This window comes from Ruminococcus sp. YE71 (assembly GCF_900119155.1).
GTDB lineage: Bacteria > Bacillota > Clostridia > Oscillospirales > Ruminococcaceae > YE71.
Genome location: NZ_FPIR01000022.1, coordinates 1 through 15,918 on the forward strand (window position 1 = coordinate 1; position 15,918 = coordinate 15,918).

Genomic DNA, 15,918 nt, shown 5'->3' on the forward strand with positions numbered 1-15,918 from the left:
GCCTCGTCGAGGTCGGTCTCGCCCTGCTTGTAAGCAACAGAGTAATCTGTGCCTTCGGTCAGCGTGGTCTCGCCGACAACTACCGATGCAACGTCAGCGGAGTTGGTCGCCATTGTGACGGTGGCGTTTTCGATAGAGGTTTTGGTCTGCTGCTCTACGACCCAGAAATCCCCGTCCTTTGTTGCTGTATAGCCATCAGTCAAAAGGCTCGTCACATCAAAGCTGAACGTACCGCCGGTGATGGACAGAGTGTCATTAGTTTCAGCATCACCATCGAATCCACCTGTAATGCTGCCGCCGTTGATAGTTACAGTGCCGTAACCTCTACTGATCGAATTTCCTGCGCTCGTGATCGTGCCGCCGTTGATGGTTACGGAACCATCATTGGTATATATTCTAATGCCGGATGAATATATATCTGCAAACTCGATCGCACCGCTTTCAATAGTCACTGAGCTGTCCCCATATACTATAATTGCATAGCCGCCATCAGGTATTGTCAGCTTTCCGTTCCCGACAGAATCCTTAATTACTAAGTCGGCACGAGCGGTTAAATATTTTAAGGTAAGATTGTGTCCGTTGAGATCAAGTGTCGATGCTTTTTTGAAATCCACTTTTGAATTGGAACTGATGATATCTTCGCCAAGCTTAATCAAGCCGCCTGTTCCGCCTTCTCCAACGGCTGTTTTAAGCTCATCGATATTTGTGACGACAGAAGCCCCGACAGCCCAGACATCGCCGATATGCTCGACCGGAACGCCCTCAGCAACAAGGCTCGTCACATCAAAGCTGAATGTACCGCCGGTGATGGACAGAGTGCCATCACCTTCACCACCAAATCCACCTGTAATGCTGCCGCCGTTGATCGTTACAGCGCCGTCATCTCTATAGATCGAATATCTTGCGCTCGTGATCGTGCCGCCGTTGATGGTTAAGGAACCATCACTGTCAAATACTTTAAAGCCGTGTGACACTGAATCTGTAAACTCGATCGCACCGCTTTCAATAGTCACTGAGCTGCTTTCACATACGCCAAATCCATAGCCGTAATCAGTTATTGTCAGCTTTCCGTTCCCGACAGAATCCTGAATTACTAAGTTGGCATTAGCGTCTAAACATAATAAGGTAAGATGGTGTCCGTTGAGATCAAGTGTCGATGCTTTTCTGAAATCCACATATGACTCGGAACTGATATCTGCGCCAAGCTGAATCAAGCCGCCTGATCCTTCTTCTCCAACGGCTGATTTAAGCTGTTCGATAGTTTCGACGACCGTTGCGTCCACCGCACTCGCCGTCAGAGCCGTCAAGCTCGTTACCGCCTGCGAGATAGGCTCAAAAGGCACCGCACCCGACACCATCGACAGTGCCATGATACCTGCTGTTACTCTTTTCCAAGATCGTTTCATAAGAATTCCTCCTTATTCAGATTTTTTTGAAGCGCTCTGCACTTCTTTAACTGTACTTGTTAGAAAACTATTACCGTTTGGTAATGTTTTCCCTCATGTTAACAATTATATCACAACAAGTTCAATTTTTCAAGCTATTTTTTAATATTTTATTATTTTGACGACTTTTTTGTTAATTTTCTACAAACGAATACACGATATTTGTTGATTTTAGCACATCAACTCAATTTCTCTCAAAATCGACAATATTACGCGCTTTTAGCCGAAAAATCACAAAAACCAAGTTCACGATCCCTTAAAAAAGCGGCAGCCCCCGAAGGAACTGCCGCTGCTGTCAACCACAAAAAGTTTGCAAAAAAGGTGAGGAGCAAGTCCCCACCTTAATATAAAGATATTCTATTTAAATGTCGAGAGCCTATCTCCCAAACCACATCCAAATGACGACAATATTAAAAATCTTTGGAAGGTTCTCCCCCAGTAAGACCCGCACTCACTTGCAGGAGATAATGATATCGCAGATGCGGTCTACCTGTTCGGTGGTGAGGTCGGCGTAGAGGGGGAGGGTCAGGACTGACTTGCTGATCGACAGCGCTACAGGGGTGTCGTTCGGGTCGAACCTGCCCGCGAAGCAGTCGAATGTGTTGGTCAGCGGGTAGAAATACTTTCTCGCGAGGATGTTGTTCTCGGCGAGAACGGCGAACACGCGGTCGCGGTCACAGCCGAACTGCTCGGCGTCGAATACCGCGGGAAGGTACGCGTAGTTCGGCTTTACGTCCTTTCCGACCTTGTTCAGACGGATGCCCTTGACACCATCGAGCCTCTCGTGATAGCGCTCTGTCACGGCACGGCGCTTTTCGATCTCGGCGTCAACGTGGCGGAGATTGCAGATGCCCATCGCCGCACAGAACTCGTTCATTTTCGCATTCGCACCCACCGACTCAACCTTCTCGGGACCGTGGATGCCGAAGTTTTTCAGGTCATATATCGCGTCGCCGAACGCCTGATCCTTAAAGCAGACCGCACCGCCCTCGACGGTGTTGTAGACCTTCGTGGCGTGGAAGCTGAAACAGGAAACGTCGCCGTATGAGCCGATTCCCCTGCCCTTGTAGGTCTCGCCGAAGGTGTGCGCCGCGTCGTAGATGACTTTCAGACCGTACTTGTCGGCGATGCGCTGAATCTCCTCGATGTTGCAGACGTTGCCGTAAACGTGGACGGGAACGATCGCCGAGGTCTTTTCGGTAACGAGCGCCTCAAGCTTCGAGGTGTCGATCGTGAAGTTCTCGGGGTCGATATCGCAGAACACGGGAGTCAGACCGTTTCTGACGATGGCGTGGGTGGTCGAAGCGAACGTAAACGGCGTTGTGATGACCTCGCCCGTCAGCCCGAGCGCCTGCATCGAGAGTTCGAGCGCCATGTGACCGTTCGTAAGAAGGTCGAGCTTCTCGACTCCAAGATAGTTTTTCAGCTCTTCCTGCAATTTTCTGTGCTTTGAGCCCATGTTCGTGAGCCAGCGGGTATCCCAGATATCCCTTATCTCCTCGCAGTACTCCTCAAAATCGGGCATCGAGGAACGTGTCACGAGTATTTTTTCGTTGAGATTTTTTTCATTTAAGTTCATCTGCGTCATATCTTCCTATAAGCATATTTTTGCCGTTCTCGTCAAGAACTTTTACGGTATCGTATATTTTATTGATCGTGTTCAGCAATTCGGACTTATCCTCGGAGCACATATAGATGCGTGCGAATACCTGCGAGAATGAGGATGTCTCCTTGCATTCCGCGCCGACGTTCATCTTCTGGAAAACGTGAAAAACGCACTTCTCGTCCCTGATGCCGTCAAGACCCGAGATCTCGGTTATCGTGCCCTTGGTGAGGAGCAGAAGGATGAGCACGCCCGTCTTGTCGAAATACGGGGTCTCGCGTCTGCTGATCTCTTCGTCATCGCCCATGCTGCCTGTGAGTGCGAATCTTATCATCATCTCCATGTCGTCCGCGCCGTTGATATAGCCCGGGAAATGGAAGGACAGCGAGCCGTCGAATCTGTAGCCCATCTCTATCGGAACGAAATAATCGTTCTTTATTATGCCCTGTATCAGCACCGAACCGTTCCTGATGCCGAGCATGGTGATGAGCTTCTTGAAGGACTCATCCTGTTTCTCCACGAACTTGTCCAGGTGTCTGAAGGGGTAGCAGTTGGCAACGGGCTGTTTCAGCTTGCCCTCGCCGAAATCGTACATCATTCTGTCGGCGCTGTTCGCAAGGGAAACGATGCCGTTGTGTACGAAATACCAGTACGCGCCCTCCTGACCGTTCAGGTATTCATCAATGGCGACGCGGCCGCTCTTCGAGAAGCTGAGGGCGACCTCATATGCTTCCCTGACCTCGTCAATGTTGTAGCATATCCTTGTTCCCTGAGTGCCGCCTGCATCAACAGGTCTTACGATAACGGGGAACTCATCGATCTCGTCGTCGATGCTGTAGGAACCCGGAACGGGGATGCCGCACTTCTTGCACGCCTCGTGGAACTTCGCCTTATCGAAGATGGTGCCGAGGTCTGCGCCTTCGGTGTAGCAGGGGAAGCCCATACGCTTGCAGAAATCCGTCAGACACTGCACTCTCGTCTCGCTGAAGCCTGCTATACAGCCGTCGATATTGTTCTCGCGGCAGAGTTTTTCGAGCGCGTCGTAATCAGAATAGCTGATGTTATGGACTTCATCGGCATATTCCTTGGCAGGTGCGAGCGACCAGTCGGTATGAGTATCGGTCACGATGGTGTAGACGCCCATTCTCTTTGCCGTTTCAACTATCTCGATCTCGTTGCTGTAAGCGCCGAGGATGAGCAGTTTTTTTCCTTTAAGATCATTCATAGTGTTCCTCCGTTTTCGGTCAATCTTGCGATCATATATTCCATGTCATTCTTATCGTATCTCTGGTCTGTGGGCAGGGGAAGGATATTCTTGGCGTAGCTGTATTCAAGGCTGTGCTCGCCGCATATCTCCAGCACATCTCCCCACAGCATCGGGACGAATATCTTCATCTGCTGTAATCTCTTTCTGACCTCTGCGCCGTTTTCCAGATAGAGGGGGTACATGAATGCACCTTCGGGAACGCGCAGTTTCAGCCTGTTCATGCCGCCGAGACGCTCATGCAGGTACCTGAAATTCTCTGTCCTGCGGGCGATTATGCGGTCATAGTCGAATGACCTGAGCAGATTCTCGGTCAGCTTCGACATTTTCTTTATAGGTTCATCGGCAAAGGAGTGGTTGTTGTCAGCCGATTCCTTGTAGAACTCCCCTGCCGTCCTCTCGTACCTTCCGAGGATGTAGTGTATGCGCTCGAAGGATTCGTCGGTCGGGAGCACGCGGTCGGGATGTTTTGCGGTGTAGACAAATCCGCCGTCGGGCACGCCGAAGAACTTGCGGCAGGTGTATATCGTGTCAACATTTTCGGCGGGGCGCTGGAAATAGCTCTGGGCGTTGTCGAAAATGACGCGCCCGTACTTCCGCTTGTACTCGGCGGCTTCTTCGTTGGTAAGCTGTCCGTAGTAGTTGACGATGTACAGCCACTCGTCGGGGCGAAGCTCGAAGTCTGTTATCGGACGGAAATCCTCGCCGATGCGGTAGAAGTCCGTTTCAACGCCGTACTTTCGGCAGACGCCCGTGACCGAACCGCAGAGAAAGTAAGGCAGTCTTATTCTTTTTACGGCCTGCACTTCGATAAGGTATGCAAGGCAGTTCCTGCCGCAGTTGAGCGCCACCGCGCCCTCATGGTATACCGAACCGAAGTAGCTTTCAAATTCAATGTATCCGCCTATTTCCTTCATTTATTCCAAAACCACCCTGATGTGTTTTTTCATGTCGTTCATGATGCCGAACATCTCATCTTCGCTGTCGAACCGCAGGAAGATGATGCCCAGCGCTTTGGCGGCGTTGTCGAAATGCTCGACCTTGTCCCCCGCCTTGTCGTAAAGGCACTTCTTGAAGATATGGCTCTCCAGCGTTTCGGAGAACTCGATGTCTTTGTAGATGCCGTCCCTGTCGGAATGCAGGACGTAGGTCGCACAGTAAGGCAGTTTCACCTGCGGCTCGACCTCAAGGGACTCTCCCATAGCGCACTTCACCGACATCTCGACGATATCCACGCCGAAGATATGGCTCAGCTGGATGGGTATCATATTTCCGCCCGCACGGGGGCCGATGTCGATGGGGTAGACCTTGTCGTTCCTGCCGATGACCAGCTCGACGTTCATCGAGCCGCTCACTATGCCGAGCTTTGTCACCATGTCCTGCAAAACGTCCTTGACCCTTTGCAGATCGCGGTCGTCGAGGGACACGGGGTAGATCTTGCCCGACGGAACGAGGGGGAACTGCGCGTTCTCGCGGAAGCAGTTCATAAGACCCCATATTATCACCCTGCCGCCGTAGACGAAGATGTCTCCGCCGATGAGGTAGGGGTGTTTCTTCTCGATGAATGTCTCGGCGATGATCTCGCCGCAGCGCGAGAAGGAGAATGCGAAATCTATCGCTTCGCCGACGCCCTCAGCCGAGCGCATTATCGTCACGCCCTTGCTGCCCGATGAATCGGTGGGCTTGATTATTAGGGGATATTCGGCGCTGCCGTCCGTGAGGGCGGCGAGTGCGGTCTCCTTATCGGAAAAGGCTGCCGCCTTCGGGCAGTCGAAACCGTTTTCGGAGAGAAATTCCCTGAACTTGTCCTTATTGCAGAGGATGTCAACAGCCCTGAAGGGGTTGGTCGGCAGACCGAGTTTCTCGGCGACGTATGCCGCGGTCGGTGCGGCGGGGTCGGAAGAGTACGCGATGACGCCATCGACCTTTTCTTCCTCGGCGACCTTCAATACCGCCTCACGGTCGGTGGTGCTGACGAGGTAAAACTTATCCGCGTGGTACTGACCGGGATTATCGGGGAGATAATCGCAGAGAACGGTACTGTATCCGAGCCTTTTCGCGGTATCTATCGCGATCACTTGCTGGGCGGAGCCGCCGAGCAAAAGAAGCTTTTTCAATTTGATTTCCTCTTTTCAGTTTATTCTTTTGTGTTTACAGATTCGTCAGTATTCGCACCCTTGATCTTTTTCCAGATCTTTTTACACATATTGAGGATGTAGGTGAAGCATTCCAGCCTGAACAGCTTAGCAAGCAGGAAATACACTGTGATACCTGTAACTATCTGGAGAAGAAGCATCAGCGGCGAGCTGATCTTCAGGAAGGTGATGCTGTAGACTGCCGCGCCCATCAGGACAGATATTCCCAGAGAAGGGAGAATATCGTGCATCTGTTCAAAATAGCCGTAGTTGAGAAGTATCTTGTTCGGCGAGGCGTTCACGAAGCAGGACAGCACGGTGGTGAAGCACTGACCCAACACGATAGCCAGCGGCGTATGGAAGCAGAATACCGTTATCAGCAGTGCGATGAGACCGTACGTCTTCTTTATCACTTCGAGTTTCAGGAACATATCGCTCCTGCCCTGAGCGTTGAGCGCCTGAAGGTTTGCGGTGTGTATCGGCCAGAACGCGTACACGAAGCAGTAAGCGCGCAGATAGGGCACGCAGGGCAGCCATTTGTCGGTGAGCACGAGGTGTATCATCGGCTGTGAGATCATCGCAAGACCCATACAAATAGGGAATATAAGGAACGAGCTGGTAACGATAGATCTTCGCATCATGCTCTTGACTTTTTCGCTATCGCCGTTGTGTTTCGAGAGGGCTGGGAGCATTACGCTCTGTATCGAGCCGTTGACGTTGTTGATGATGATGTCGGGGAACTGTTTGCCGCGTGTATAGCTGCCAAGTGTATCTGAATTGTATTTTATTCCAATGAAGAAACTCTGCATTTCGCGGAAGATAACATCTATCAGGGATGAGAACATCAGTTTGCCGCCGAAGGTGAAAAGTTCCTCGGCTCTGTCCCATTCAAGCACGAACTTAGGTCTCCACTTGACTATCGTAAGCAGAAGTACGCAGATCGCAAGACGGCTCGCAAGCTGCTGACCTACGAGAGACCACACTCCGAATCCCGTGTATACCATTATTATGCCTACCGTTCCCGATATGATGACCGAGCCTAAAGTGCATAACATAAGTTCTTTGAAGCGCATCTCTCGCGCTATCCTTGCATTTTGTATGGAGTTGAATGCACCCGGGATAAGCACGAGCGCGAGTACCCGAAGCAGGGATTTCAGCTTGGGCATATCAAACAACAATGCTATCAGAGGAGCGGAGATAAACAGTATGATATACAGTAACACTGCTATTATCATACTTACATGAAATACTGACGAATAGTCTTTTTCGGTTATATCCTTGCGCTGTATGAGAGCGGTATTCAGACCGCTCTGAACAAACACCTGAGATACGCTGATAAATATAGTCAGCATAGCGATCAGACCGTAATCTGCACGGTCGAGCTTTCGTGCCAGCACAAGATTGACAATGAAGGCTATGCCGTTATAGCCGATACGTTCAAAAAACTTGAATACAAGAGATTTTATTACTACCGATTTCTCGGACTGTTGACTTTCTTTCAAATCTGATCTCCTTCTTTAAAATCTGAATACAAAGAAGTTTGACGCTGACCAGCCGCATATCATGAACAGCACCAGCCAGTACATTCCAAGGAAAACAACGACGGCGGTATTCGAGCACACCTTTTGCTGGAAGGTCTTTCGTTTGAAGGCATTCACGAGCATCGGCACCATCACTATCATGAAGTAGTCGCAGTAGTTGGATATTCTCGAACCGTATGCCGTTCTGAATGCGAAAAGAACGTAGGTATAGAATACAAGACCCAGGATAGTGATTATCTTGATATTCTCATCGAAATCCTTCTTGACTCTTCTGAGGAAGTAAATAGGCGCAGCGGTAAACAGCACTCTGTATACCCAGTCGTAGAATACACGCTTGTTGAAGCCGACAAGTCGCAGATAAGCGTCCTTTTCAAGATCGAACACAGCGTAGATATTCAGTGTGTACTTTTCGGGAAGCAGTGCGTTGTCGATAAGGAACATACTGATATTCTTCATCAGCATGATACCCAGCAGGTACACAACGATGAGGATTATCTTTGAGGTGTTGTCGTTCCTTCTCTTCACGAACATCGACAGTAAGATGAATACAAGTCCGAACACCGCCGAGAAGTGGAAGGATACGCCTATGGCAAAGCACAGCGCCGCCCTGATATAATGTTTTTCCTTTATATAGAAGTAGCACAGCAGTATGAAGGCACACGAAACGCTCTGCTTCATCAGATTTAAGGAATTGTTGTAGAACATACAGAAATACGCGAACATTGTCAGCCACATAGGCGCATTTTCGCGGTTTTTGTACGCCGATATATAGATCGGCGTGATGACCAGCAGCTGTGATCCGAACAAGAAGAATCCCGTATCGTGAAAGAGCCGTGAGGTCAGATATGCAAGCAGCATATAGCCCGTAGGTTCTTTGGATAATTCTTTCATTTCAGCAAATGTTGCTGAAGAATCCGCATATTCAAAAGTTCGTACTGCGTACTCAAGAACGTCTCTTCCGACTGTATCGCCGCGGACACCTGCCAGTACCGACGGTATCAGCACGGCCAGAACGGACAATGCAACAGCCTTCCTTTTTTTATTGCTGTCGAATTTCTTTTCTGCACGGTCCGTAGCCAGACAAGAGATCAGAAAGACGAACAGATACAGAGCTGTACTTTCCCCAATACTCATTTATACTCTCCTAAAACTATCATATATTTCAACATCTGTCCCGAAGCGGCGACTGCTGTCACCCTTCATACAGTATCATTAACTTTTCCTAAAAACCGTTTTTCTCAAGGAAAACACACCTGACGCCCAGACCAAGCCTTTTTTGCATAGGCTTGTGCGTCAGGTCTCAGATGATCCCCATATCAAGCCGAAAGGCGAAATATATATTATTTCCTGAGCTTTGCCAGGAACGGAAGTTTGTACTTGACCTCATATTTGAGCCTTGCTTTCAGCGGAAGCTCGTTGAAAACGCCTGATGACTTCATACCCCTGAGGTCGTCAAGGTGCTGATAGTAGATAAGTTCCTTGCGTTTTATCATATGTTCGATATCCTTATGATACTTTCCTTCCGTGAACTCATCGAATTCTTTCAGCAGACCGACGTGGCGGTCGTAGAAGTTCTTTTTCAGTCTTTCGGGCGAAGTTCTTATCGAACCCGACGCCGAATTCGGATTGCCTGTTCTGTAGGCGCTCATCACCTCGTTAAAGTAGTGTGCGCAGCCGCCATAGGTCGTCACAAGTCTCACCACAAGGTCGAGAGACGTTGAGAAGCCCAGCACGGGGAGCAGATTTTCCGTCCTGCCGACGATGGAAGCCGTCGGCGTGAAATCGAGCCTGAGCAGATCCGCCACCGAGAGGTCTGCGCCCTCAGGCTTTTCGAGCGCCGCATACAGGTCGTTATCGTTCCACATCCTGCGCGGATAGAATGTCTTGATAAAATTCCCGTCGGTATCCACAACGTTCGCGTTATGGAAGCAGAGATTGCATTCGGGATGCTTATCAAGGTAGTCTATCTGTTTTTGCAGTTTATGTTCATCGCACCAGTAATCATCGCCCTCGCATATAGCAAAGTACTTTGTCTTTACTTCTGGGATGACATATTTCTGCACTATATTTATACCCTTGCTGTACTGATTTTCCTGCTGGATTATAGTACGTATCTTATCGGGATATTTATTTTGTAGCTCCTGCACGACCGCCCGTGAGCCGTCAGTGGAACAGTCCTCATGGATAAGGACGATGAATTCATGATCCGTTTTCTGTGTGCAGATGCTCTCTATACATTTTCTGAGCCATTTTTCGTGATTGAAACTCAGCACGCCGACTGTTACAACGGCAGCCATCCTTACGATCACTCCTTTATAATCTGTATCCGTCCACCGCTCCTTTGAGCATACTCTTCAGCTTTGCCGCCTTATTATCCTCGTAAAGCAGCGTCTGTACAAAACGGTTGACGATCCTTTTGTCGGCACTCAGACCGAGGTGATACTTCCGTTTCAGGTAGATGCTGTTGCGCACCCAGTAGTACTTTCTGAGAGGAGAATGATTGAAGATTATGATCTCCTTGCCGAAGAATTTTTTCGTAACGCTTCTGCCGACCTCGTGCAGGAATCCTGTGTAGTTCATCCTGACGATCTTATATCCGCTGCCTGTGAGGGCGTAGCAGATATCGTAATCGACCATATCTATAAACAGCTTTTCGTCGAAGCCGCCGACGGCCTTTATGCACCTGATGTTATTGAGTGCGCCCGAGGTTATGCAGAATCTTACCTTCTCATACTCCCCCGAGATGCCGAAATCGACCTCAACGCTGCGGTCACGGTATTTTGAAGTGATGATAGCGACGTTATCCTTTGCGCGTCTTACCATCTCATCGTATCGCTCTATAATATCGGGCTGACAGACGGTATCCTGATCGAGAGTCAGCACCCATGAAACACCGAGTTCCTCAGCCTTGTCCACTATCTGGTTAAGTGCTCTGGCTATTCCCTCGTTCTTATCGTTCCTGACGTAAGTGATATTGCTGTACTCTGCGGTGAGCGCGGTTATCTCCGTGAGATTTTCCGAGCCGTTATCCACAAGTATCACATCCCTGACCTGCGGAGCTATCGCCGAGATATTCTCTTTAAGTCGTTCGGTATCGGGATTGAAAAGCACTATCCCTGCGGCATATTCCATAACTCAAACCATCCTTTGACCGATCAGTGCCTGCCATTTCCGTATTCGGCGAGGAAGATGTCATAGAAAGCCTCACGCTTTCTTATGAGTTTTTCCCTGCTGAACTCACGTGACTTCGCAAAGTTCCTTTTTGCGAGCTTTTTCAGATCGGTTTTCATTACTCTTTCCACGGCGCTTATCACCTCATCAGTGCTGCCCTTTCTGAAAAGGCAGACCTTCGGGATAAGCTCGGGGATGCCTGCGATGCTCGTTCCGATGACGGGACATCCGCGGCTCATCGCCTCGATGACCGCTCTCGGCAGACCTTCCTGTTTGCTCGGCTGCACGTAGAGGTCGAGGGAGTCGTAATATTCGGGCATCTTGTCCGCGGAGAGGTTCCCCACGAACTTCACCCTGTCCGACACGCCCAGTTCTCTTGCAAGGTCGCGCAGGAAATAGTCGTGCTTTGCGCCGTTGTAGCCGCCCGCAAGACGGTACTCGACGTCGTAGCCTTTCTCGACCAGCGGCTTTATCGCACGGATAACGTACTCCTGACCCTTATATCGGGTATCGAGCGCCGCCGCCGTGCCAAGCACCAGCTTTTTCTTCGGGTCGAAACCGCCGAGTTTTTCAAGGCGCTTTCCGAGAGTCGCAGTCTGCGGCTCGTCGATGACCACGTTTGAACAGCTGACCGTTCTGCCCTTTGTGGGGTAACGCTTTTGCAGGAACCTGCCCGTAACGTAGTAAACGTACTTCGCACCCGCGATGATGCTGCGGGTTTTCCAGTACATATACGGCGCCACCGCTTTTCCGAGCAGTCCGTGGTTCCAGTAGCTGTCCCATGAACATCCCACGCTCTCGACGATGTAGGGCTTGTTGTATTTTTTGATGTATTTGACCGCCAGCTGTGCTATCGAACTCTGCGTCCTCAGTACGAAATAGTCGTTCTCACGGACGCATTTTTCGATTATCTTCTCAGCTTTCGGCTTGTTGACAAGTATTGTTTTCGGGCTTTTGAAGTTCGGCACGCTGATGACTTTTATCTGCGGCGGAACAAGCGTGAAAGTCTTTCCCTCGACAGGCTTTGTGCGTATGAGAAAGGTGATGTTGTCCGCAAGATACGAGTACCTCTCGTAAAGCTCGTGGTAGGCAAACTCGTAGTAGTTGCCGTCCTTGTCATAGAACAAAGGCCCGTCGTGAATAAAAACCAGATTCATTTTCAGTAACTCCTTTACCCTCTCCGCATTTCTTTGGGTGCAGATGGGCTCCTCGCCCAAAAGCACGCATCGGAGATGGGTATTGATTATTCGGACAGTGTTTTCTGCCAGAAGTCAAGGTTTCGGTCGAAGGAAAAATCCTCTTCCCATTTTTTGAGGGAGGCGCGGCTGTAGGCTTCCCATTCGTTGTAGTCGAGGGACAGTTTCAGGACTGCATCCACCCAGCCGTCGGTGTTCTCCTTGTCATCGACGATGACACCTGTCTCGCCGTCGGCAACGACTGTGTTGTTGATACCGACATCGGAAGCGACAGACGGCAGACCCACCGCCATGTACTGCACCAGCTTGAAACCGCCCTTTCCCATCGAGCGTTTGATGTTCAGGAGCGGCATGATGCCGATGTGGGCTTTGAGCATTTCGTCAAGAACGATGTCTCTCGCCCAGAGGATGTTCTTTATTTCAAGGTACTTTGTCTCGGCTTCGAGGGGCAGGTTGCAGATGACGGTCAGCGTCAGCTTCTTGCCCGTCTTTTCGCGGACTTCCTTAGCCGCATTGTCGAGTGCGGAAACGACGTTCCTGATATGCTTGAGCCCCGAAGAAGAGCCCACCCACAGGACGTTTATCTGTTCTGCGAAGGTGCTCTGCCGCTTTACGTTGAGCGAGGTCTTGTCCGCGATGCGGAAATCGCCGTCGGTGGTGGGCAGAAGGCTGACCTTTTTGCGGCATCTTTTGCCGAGCATATTTTTAAGGTAGTCGCTGGTGACGATGACCTTGTCGCTGTATCTTCGCAGAAGGAGCGATTCAGCCCTCGTTATCTCGTTTATGCCGAAAATATCGTCATCGAAGTCCCATACGACCTTCGAGTTTTTGAGGATGTGCTCATACATGAGGTCTATCGGGAACACGCACACCTTCGGCACTGCCGCACGGGAAATGACGACGGTGTCGGGCTTTTCGATGATATCGCGTGAGAAATTCCAAAGATTGCGGAAGAATATCATGAGATGATATTCTATCTTGCAGAGCAGTGTCGGCGAATCGGAATACCTGCGGAACATCTTGTCCGTGACAGTGAATCGGTTCGTTATCCGTACATTTCCGAGCTTTTCGGTATACTGCAATATCCTGTAGTAGCTCGCCGCGTGGGTGAAGCCCCTTGTGTAGACCGAGACTCTTTTCATCGGGGCGGCGTTCTGCCTGCTTCCCTGCTCGCTCTGCTTTTTTCTCATGCGCTTTTTGTACATTTTCAGCACGCCCGTTTTGTACATCAGGGGGCGTATCTGTCTTTTTATGCTGTTTTTCAGCTTGAATGTCGAGGGGAAATATTTCCTTTGCAGTTCGCCCACCGACATTTTGTCGAGGTCGGCAAACATCTCGTCGCGGCGCGGAGATGGCTTCGCGGAAGCCACCATCATGCCGCCGTTTATCGCGCTGTCTTTATCGAAATCGAGCTGTACCGTATCGAGGTGTTTTCTAATATTTTCAAATGCGGCGGCGGCTTTTTCGTTGTTCACAAGCACCTGCGAAACGCCGATGCCGTCGTCCATTTCGGGGGCGGCGCCGCTGACGTACCAGTAATCGCCCACCGTGAAGCTGCTGCGTCTGTGCTTGCCCTTGACATGGCAGTTGTAGCAGGACGGGCGGGATATCATTTCCTTGCTGTAGAATTGCAGCATTGGGTCAACGTCGTAGGGTTCGTCGTATTCGGTGCCGTCTGAGTAGACCACGCGCATGGTAGTGCTGCCGTAGCCGTAAGTCTTTTCGCGGAAGCGCACCTCACGGATGTCTTTTCCGCTCTTCTTTTTCTGCCAGGCGAGGTACTTGCTCCAGAATTTCGGAGAGGGCACGCCCTTGCAGATTATATCCATCGTGTAAAGTCCGTCGTAGTCTCTGCCCAGATAATTCAGCAGACCCTCGACCTGACAGGGAGTTCCCGTGAACAGCACTTTTCTGCCGCTTTCGAGGAATTCCTTCACCTTGCGGTAGGAAAAGCCAACCTCGCTCTGAACATATTTCGAGCGGTTGAACTTCTTTATATCGTCCATGCTTTCGATGAAGCTGTGTCTGACCGCGAAGTTTTCATCGAATCCCACGCCGAAAACACAGCCGCCCTGTTCAAGCACATACTCGGCAGCCGCCGCAAAGAAACCGCCCGAAGTCGAGCTTTTTCTCAGGGAAGCGTCCCTGTTTCTGACCAGATACGCCTTCGGCTGATTATCGGGTCTGCCGCTGTTGAGGACGGGACAGACCTTCGCGCACTTGTCGCAGCCGACACACTTGTCCTCATCGACGGACGGGTACAGAAAGCCTTCGCTGTCGGGCTTCATGGTTATGCAGCTGCGCGGACAGGCGTTCATACAGGCAGAACAGCCGCAGCAGTCTTTTTTAACTCGTTCTAAAATATCCATTATAATGTTCCGCCAATTGTGGTTAGTTTTTCAGGGACTCCGAAAGATAATCCCATGAATATTTTCTCAGCTTTGCGATATTCTTATGCACCTGTTCGTAGTCGATGGTATCGGTAAGGAACCTGTCCTCCCAGACATCGTTGACGATGCGGTCTTTCATGCCTGCGATGGAAAGCAGGGATTCAAGACGGGAGAAGGTGTTCTTGCCGCTGTCGGCGCTGTGCCTTCTGAACACAAGCACGTTCTTTCGGTAGAGTATCGAGAAAACGGTGCCGTGATAGGAGTCGGTGCAGACATACTCGGCGTTCTTTATCGCGCTGACGAAGTGCGAAGGATCGGGGTTGTCCACGAACTTCGCGTTCAGCTTGTTGTCGTACTCGGCTATCTCGCCGAAGAAGGGCATCATCACGATGGGGAGCCCTGTCTTTTTCGCGAGTTTCAGCACGCATTTGCGGGGTTCGTTCCTGTTGCCGAGGAAGTAGCAGAAGATGTACTTCCCCTCCGCCACGGGCGATTCGGGCTGTATCTCGTCCCATTCATCCGCCGTGAAGAGGAGGGTCGGGTCGCAGACAACGGGGACTTTTTTGCCCGTCAGCTGTTTCACTATCTTCTTGCCCCTTATCTCGCGGACGGAGATGTGGTCGAACTTCGCGAGGAATTTTTTGTAGTGGCCGCTCAGCAGGAAGGGCACTTGCGAAACGCCGAAGCTTGGCGCATATGCGACGCGCTTGGTGCTGTCATCCAGCCAGTTGAGGGTATAGAAATCCGAACCGCTGTTGATGGGGTTCCAGACCTGATCGCTTCCGAGTACTGCCATGCTGTAGTTTTTACCTGCGCGTTTCAGCGCATCGTAGCCGACTATTTTCGGCGACGCTGTCATATACTTATCCACGAACGCGTCGAAAGCCTTGTTTCGCCTGCTTATCAGCTCCCTGTTCTTCCTCTGGAACATCTTTCTCTTGACGAAAGACCAGCGTTCCGCCATGATGGACGGGATGAGGAGCTGGATGAGGTATTTATACGCGGTCTTTTTTGTTTTCACGTATTTGATATATTCGTTGTCATAGCCGAGCTTTGTAACAGCCTTCTGGGTCGCATATGACTGCAACACGCTTCCGAAATTTCTTATATTCGGGCAAACGACCACAGCTACTTTTTTCATAGCGGTTCTCCTAACAAGCATTTTGCATAAAT

12 protein-coding genes are annotated in these 15,918 nt (G+C 50.4%); all 12 read right to left on the reverse strand.

The window, feature by feature from the left end; translation table 11 throughout:
- The coding region (locus BT142_RS16015; RefSeq protein WP_139275812.1) for an autotransporter outer membrane beta-barrel domain-containing protein at positions 1-1,406 on the reverse strand (1,406 nt) is incomplete at its 3' end.
- 490 nt (positions 1,407-1,896) lie between these two features.
- Entirely contained in the window at positions 1,897-3,024 is a 1,128-nt protein-coding gene (locus BT142_RS16020) for a DegT/DnrJ/EryC1/StrS family aminotransferase (RefSeq protein ID WP_072419190.1), read from the reverse strand.
- Entirely contained in the window at positions 3,011-4,273 is a 1,263-nt protein-coding gene (locus BT142_RS16025; protein WP_072419191.1) for an ATP-grasp domain-containing protein, read from the reverse strand. The genes BT142_RS16020 and BT142_RS16025 overlap by 14 nt, the downstream gene beginning before the upstream one ends.
- Positions 4,270-5,229 carry a hypothetical protein gene (locus BT142_RS16030; protein WP_072419192.1) on the reverse strand — a complete coding sequence of 320 codons (960 nt, stop codon included), beginning with the start codon at positions 5,227-5,229 and terminating at the stop codon, positions 4,270-4,272. The genes BT142_RS16025 and BT142_RS16030 overlap by 4 nt, the downstream gene beginning before the upstream one ends.
- Positions 5,230-6,429 carry an ATP-grasp domain-containing protein gene (locus BT142_RS16035; protein ID WP_072419193.1) on the reverse strand — a complete coding sequence of 400 codons (1,200 nt, stop codon included), beginning with the start codon at positions 6,427-6,429 and terminating at the stop codon, positions 5,230-5,232. It abuts the gene before it with no gap.
- Positions 6,430-6,449: 20 nt separating this feature from the next.
- Positions 6,450-7,949, reverse strand: a complete 1,500-nt coding sequence (locus tag BT142_RS16040; RefSeq protein WP_072419194.1) for a lipopolysaccharide biosynthesis protein — start codon at positions 7,947-7,949, stop codon at positions 6,450-6,452.
- 15 nt (positions 7,950-7,964) lie between these two features.
- The gene (locus BT142_RS16045) at positions 7,965-9,008 is read right to left on the reverse strand and encodes an EpsG family protein (RefSeq protein WP_242940042.1); all 1,044 of its coding nucleotides are present in this window, start codon (positions 9,006-9,008) and stop codon (positions 7,965-7,967) included.
- Positions 9,009-9,328: 320 nt separating this feature from the next.
- Positions 9,329-10,285: a glycosyltransferase gene (locus BT142_RS16050; RefSeq protein WP_072419196.1), complete on the reverse strand. Its 957-nt coding sequence runs from the start codon at positions 10,283-10,285 to the stop codon at positions 9,329-9,331.
- 16 nt (positions 10,286-10,301) lie between these two features.
- Entirely contained in the window at positions 10,302-11,120 is an 819-nt protein-coding gene (locus tag BT142_RS16055; protein ID WP_072419197.1) for a glycosyltransferase family 2 protein, read from the reverse strand.
- 23 nt (positions 11,121-11,143) lie between these two features.
- Positions 11,144-12,316, reverse strand: a complete 1,173-nt coding sequence (locus BT142_RS16060) for a glycosyltransferase family 4 protein (RefSeq protein WP_072419198.1) — start codon at positions 12,314-12,316, stop codon at positions 11,144-11,146.
- 86 nt (positions 12,317-12,402) lie between these two features.
- Positions 12,403-14,724 (reverse strand): Coenzyme F420 hydrogenase/dehydrogenase, beta subunit C-terminal domain, encoded by a 2,322-nt coding sequence (locus BT142_RS19745; RefSeq protein ID WP_242872018.1) that lies wholly within the window; start codon positions 14,722-14,724, stop codon positions 12,403-12,405.
- A 22-nt stretch (positions 14,725-14,746) separates the two neighbouring features.
- Positions 14,747-15,886: a polysaccharide pyruvyl transferase family protein gene (locus BT142_RS16075; protein ID WP_072419199.1), complete on the reverse strand. Its 1,140-nt coding sequence runs from the start codon at positions 15,884-15,886 to the stop codon at positions 14,747-14,749.
- Positions 15,887-15,918 lie beyond the last annotated feature (32 nt).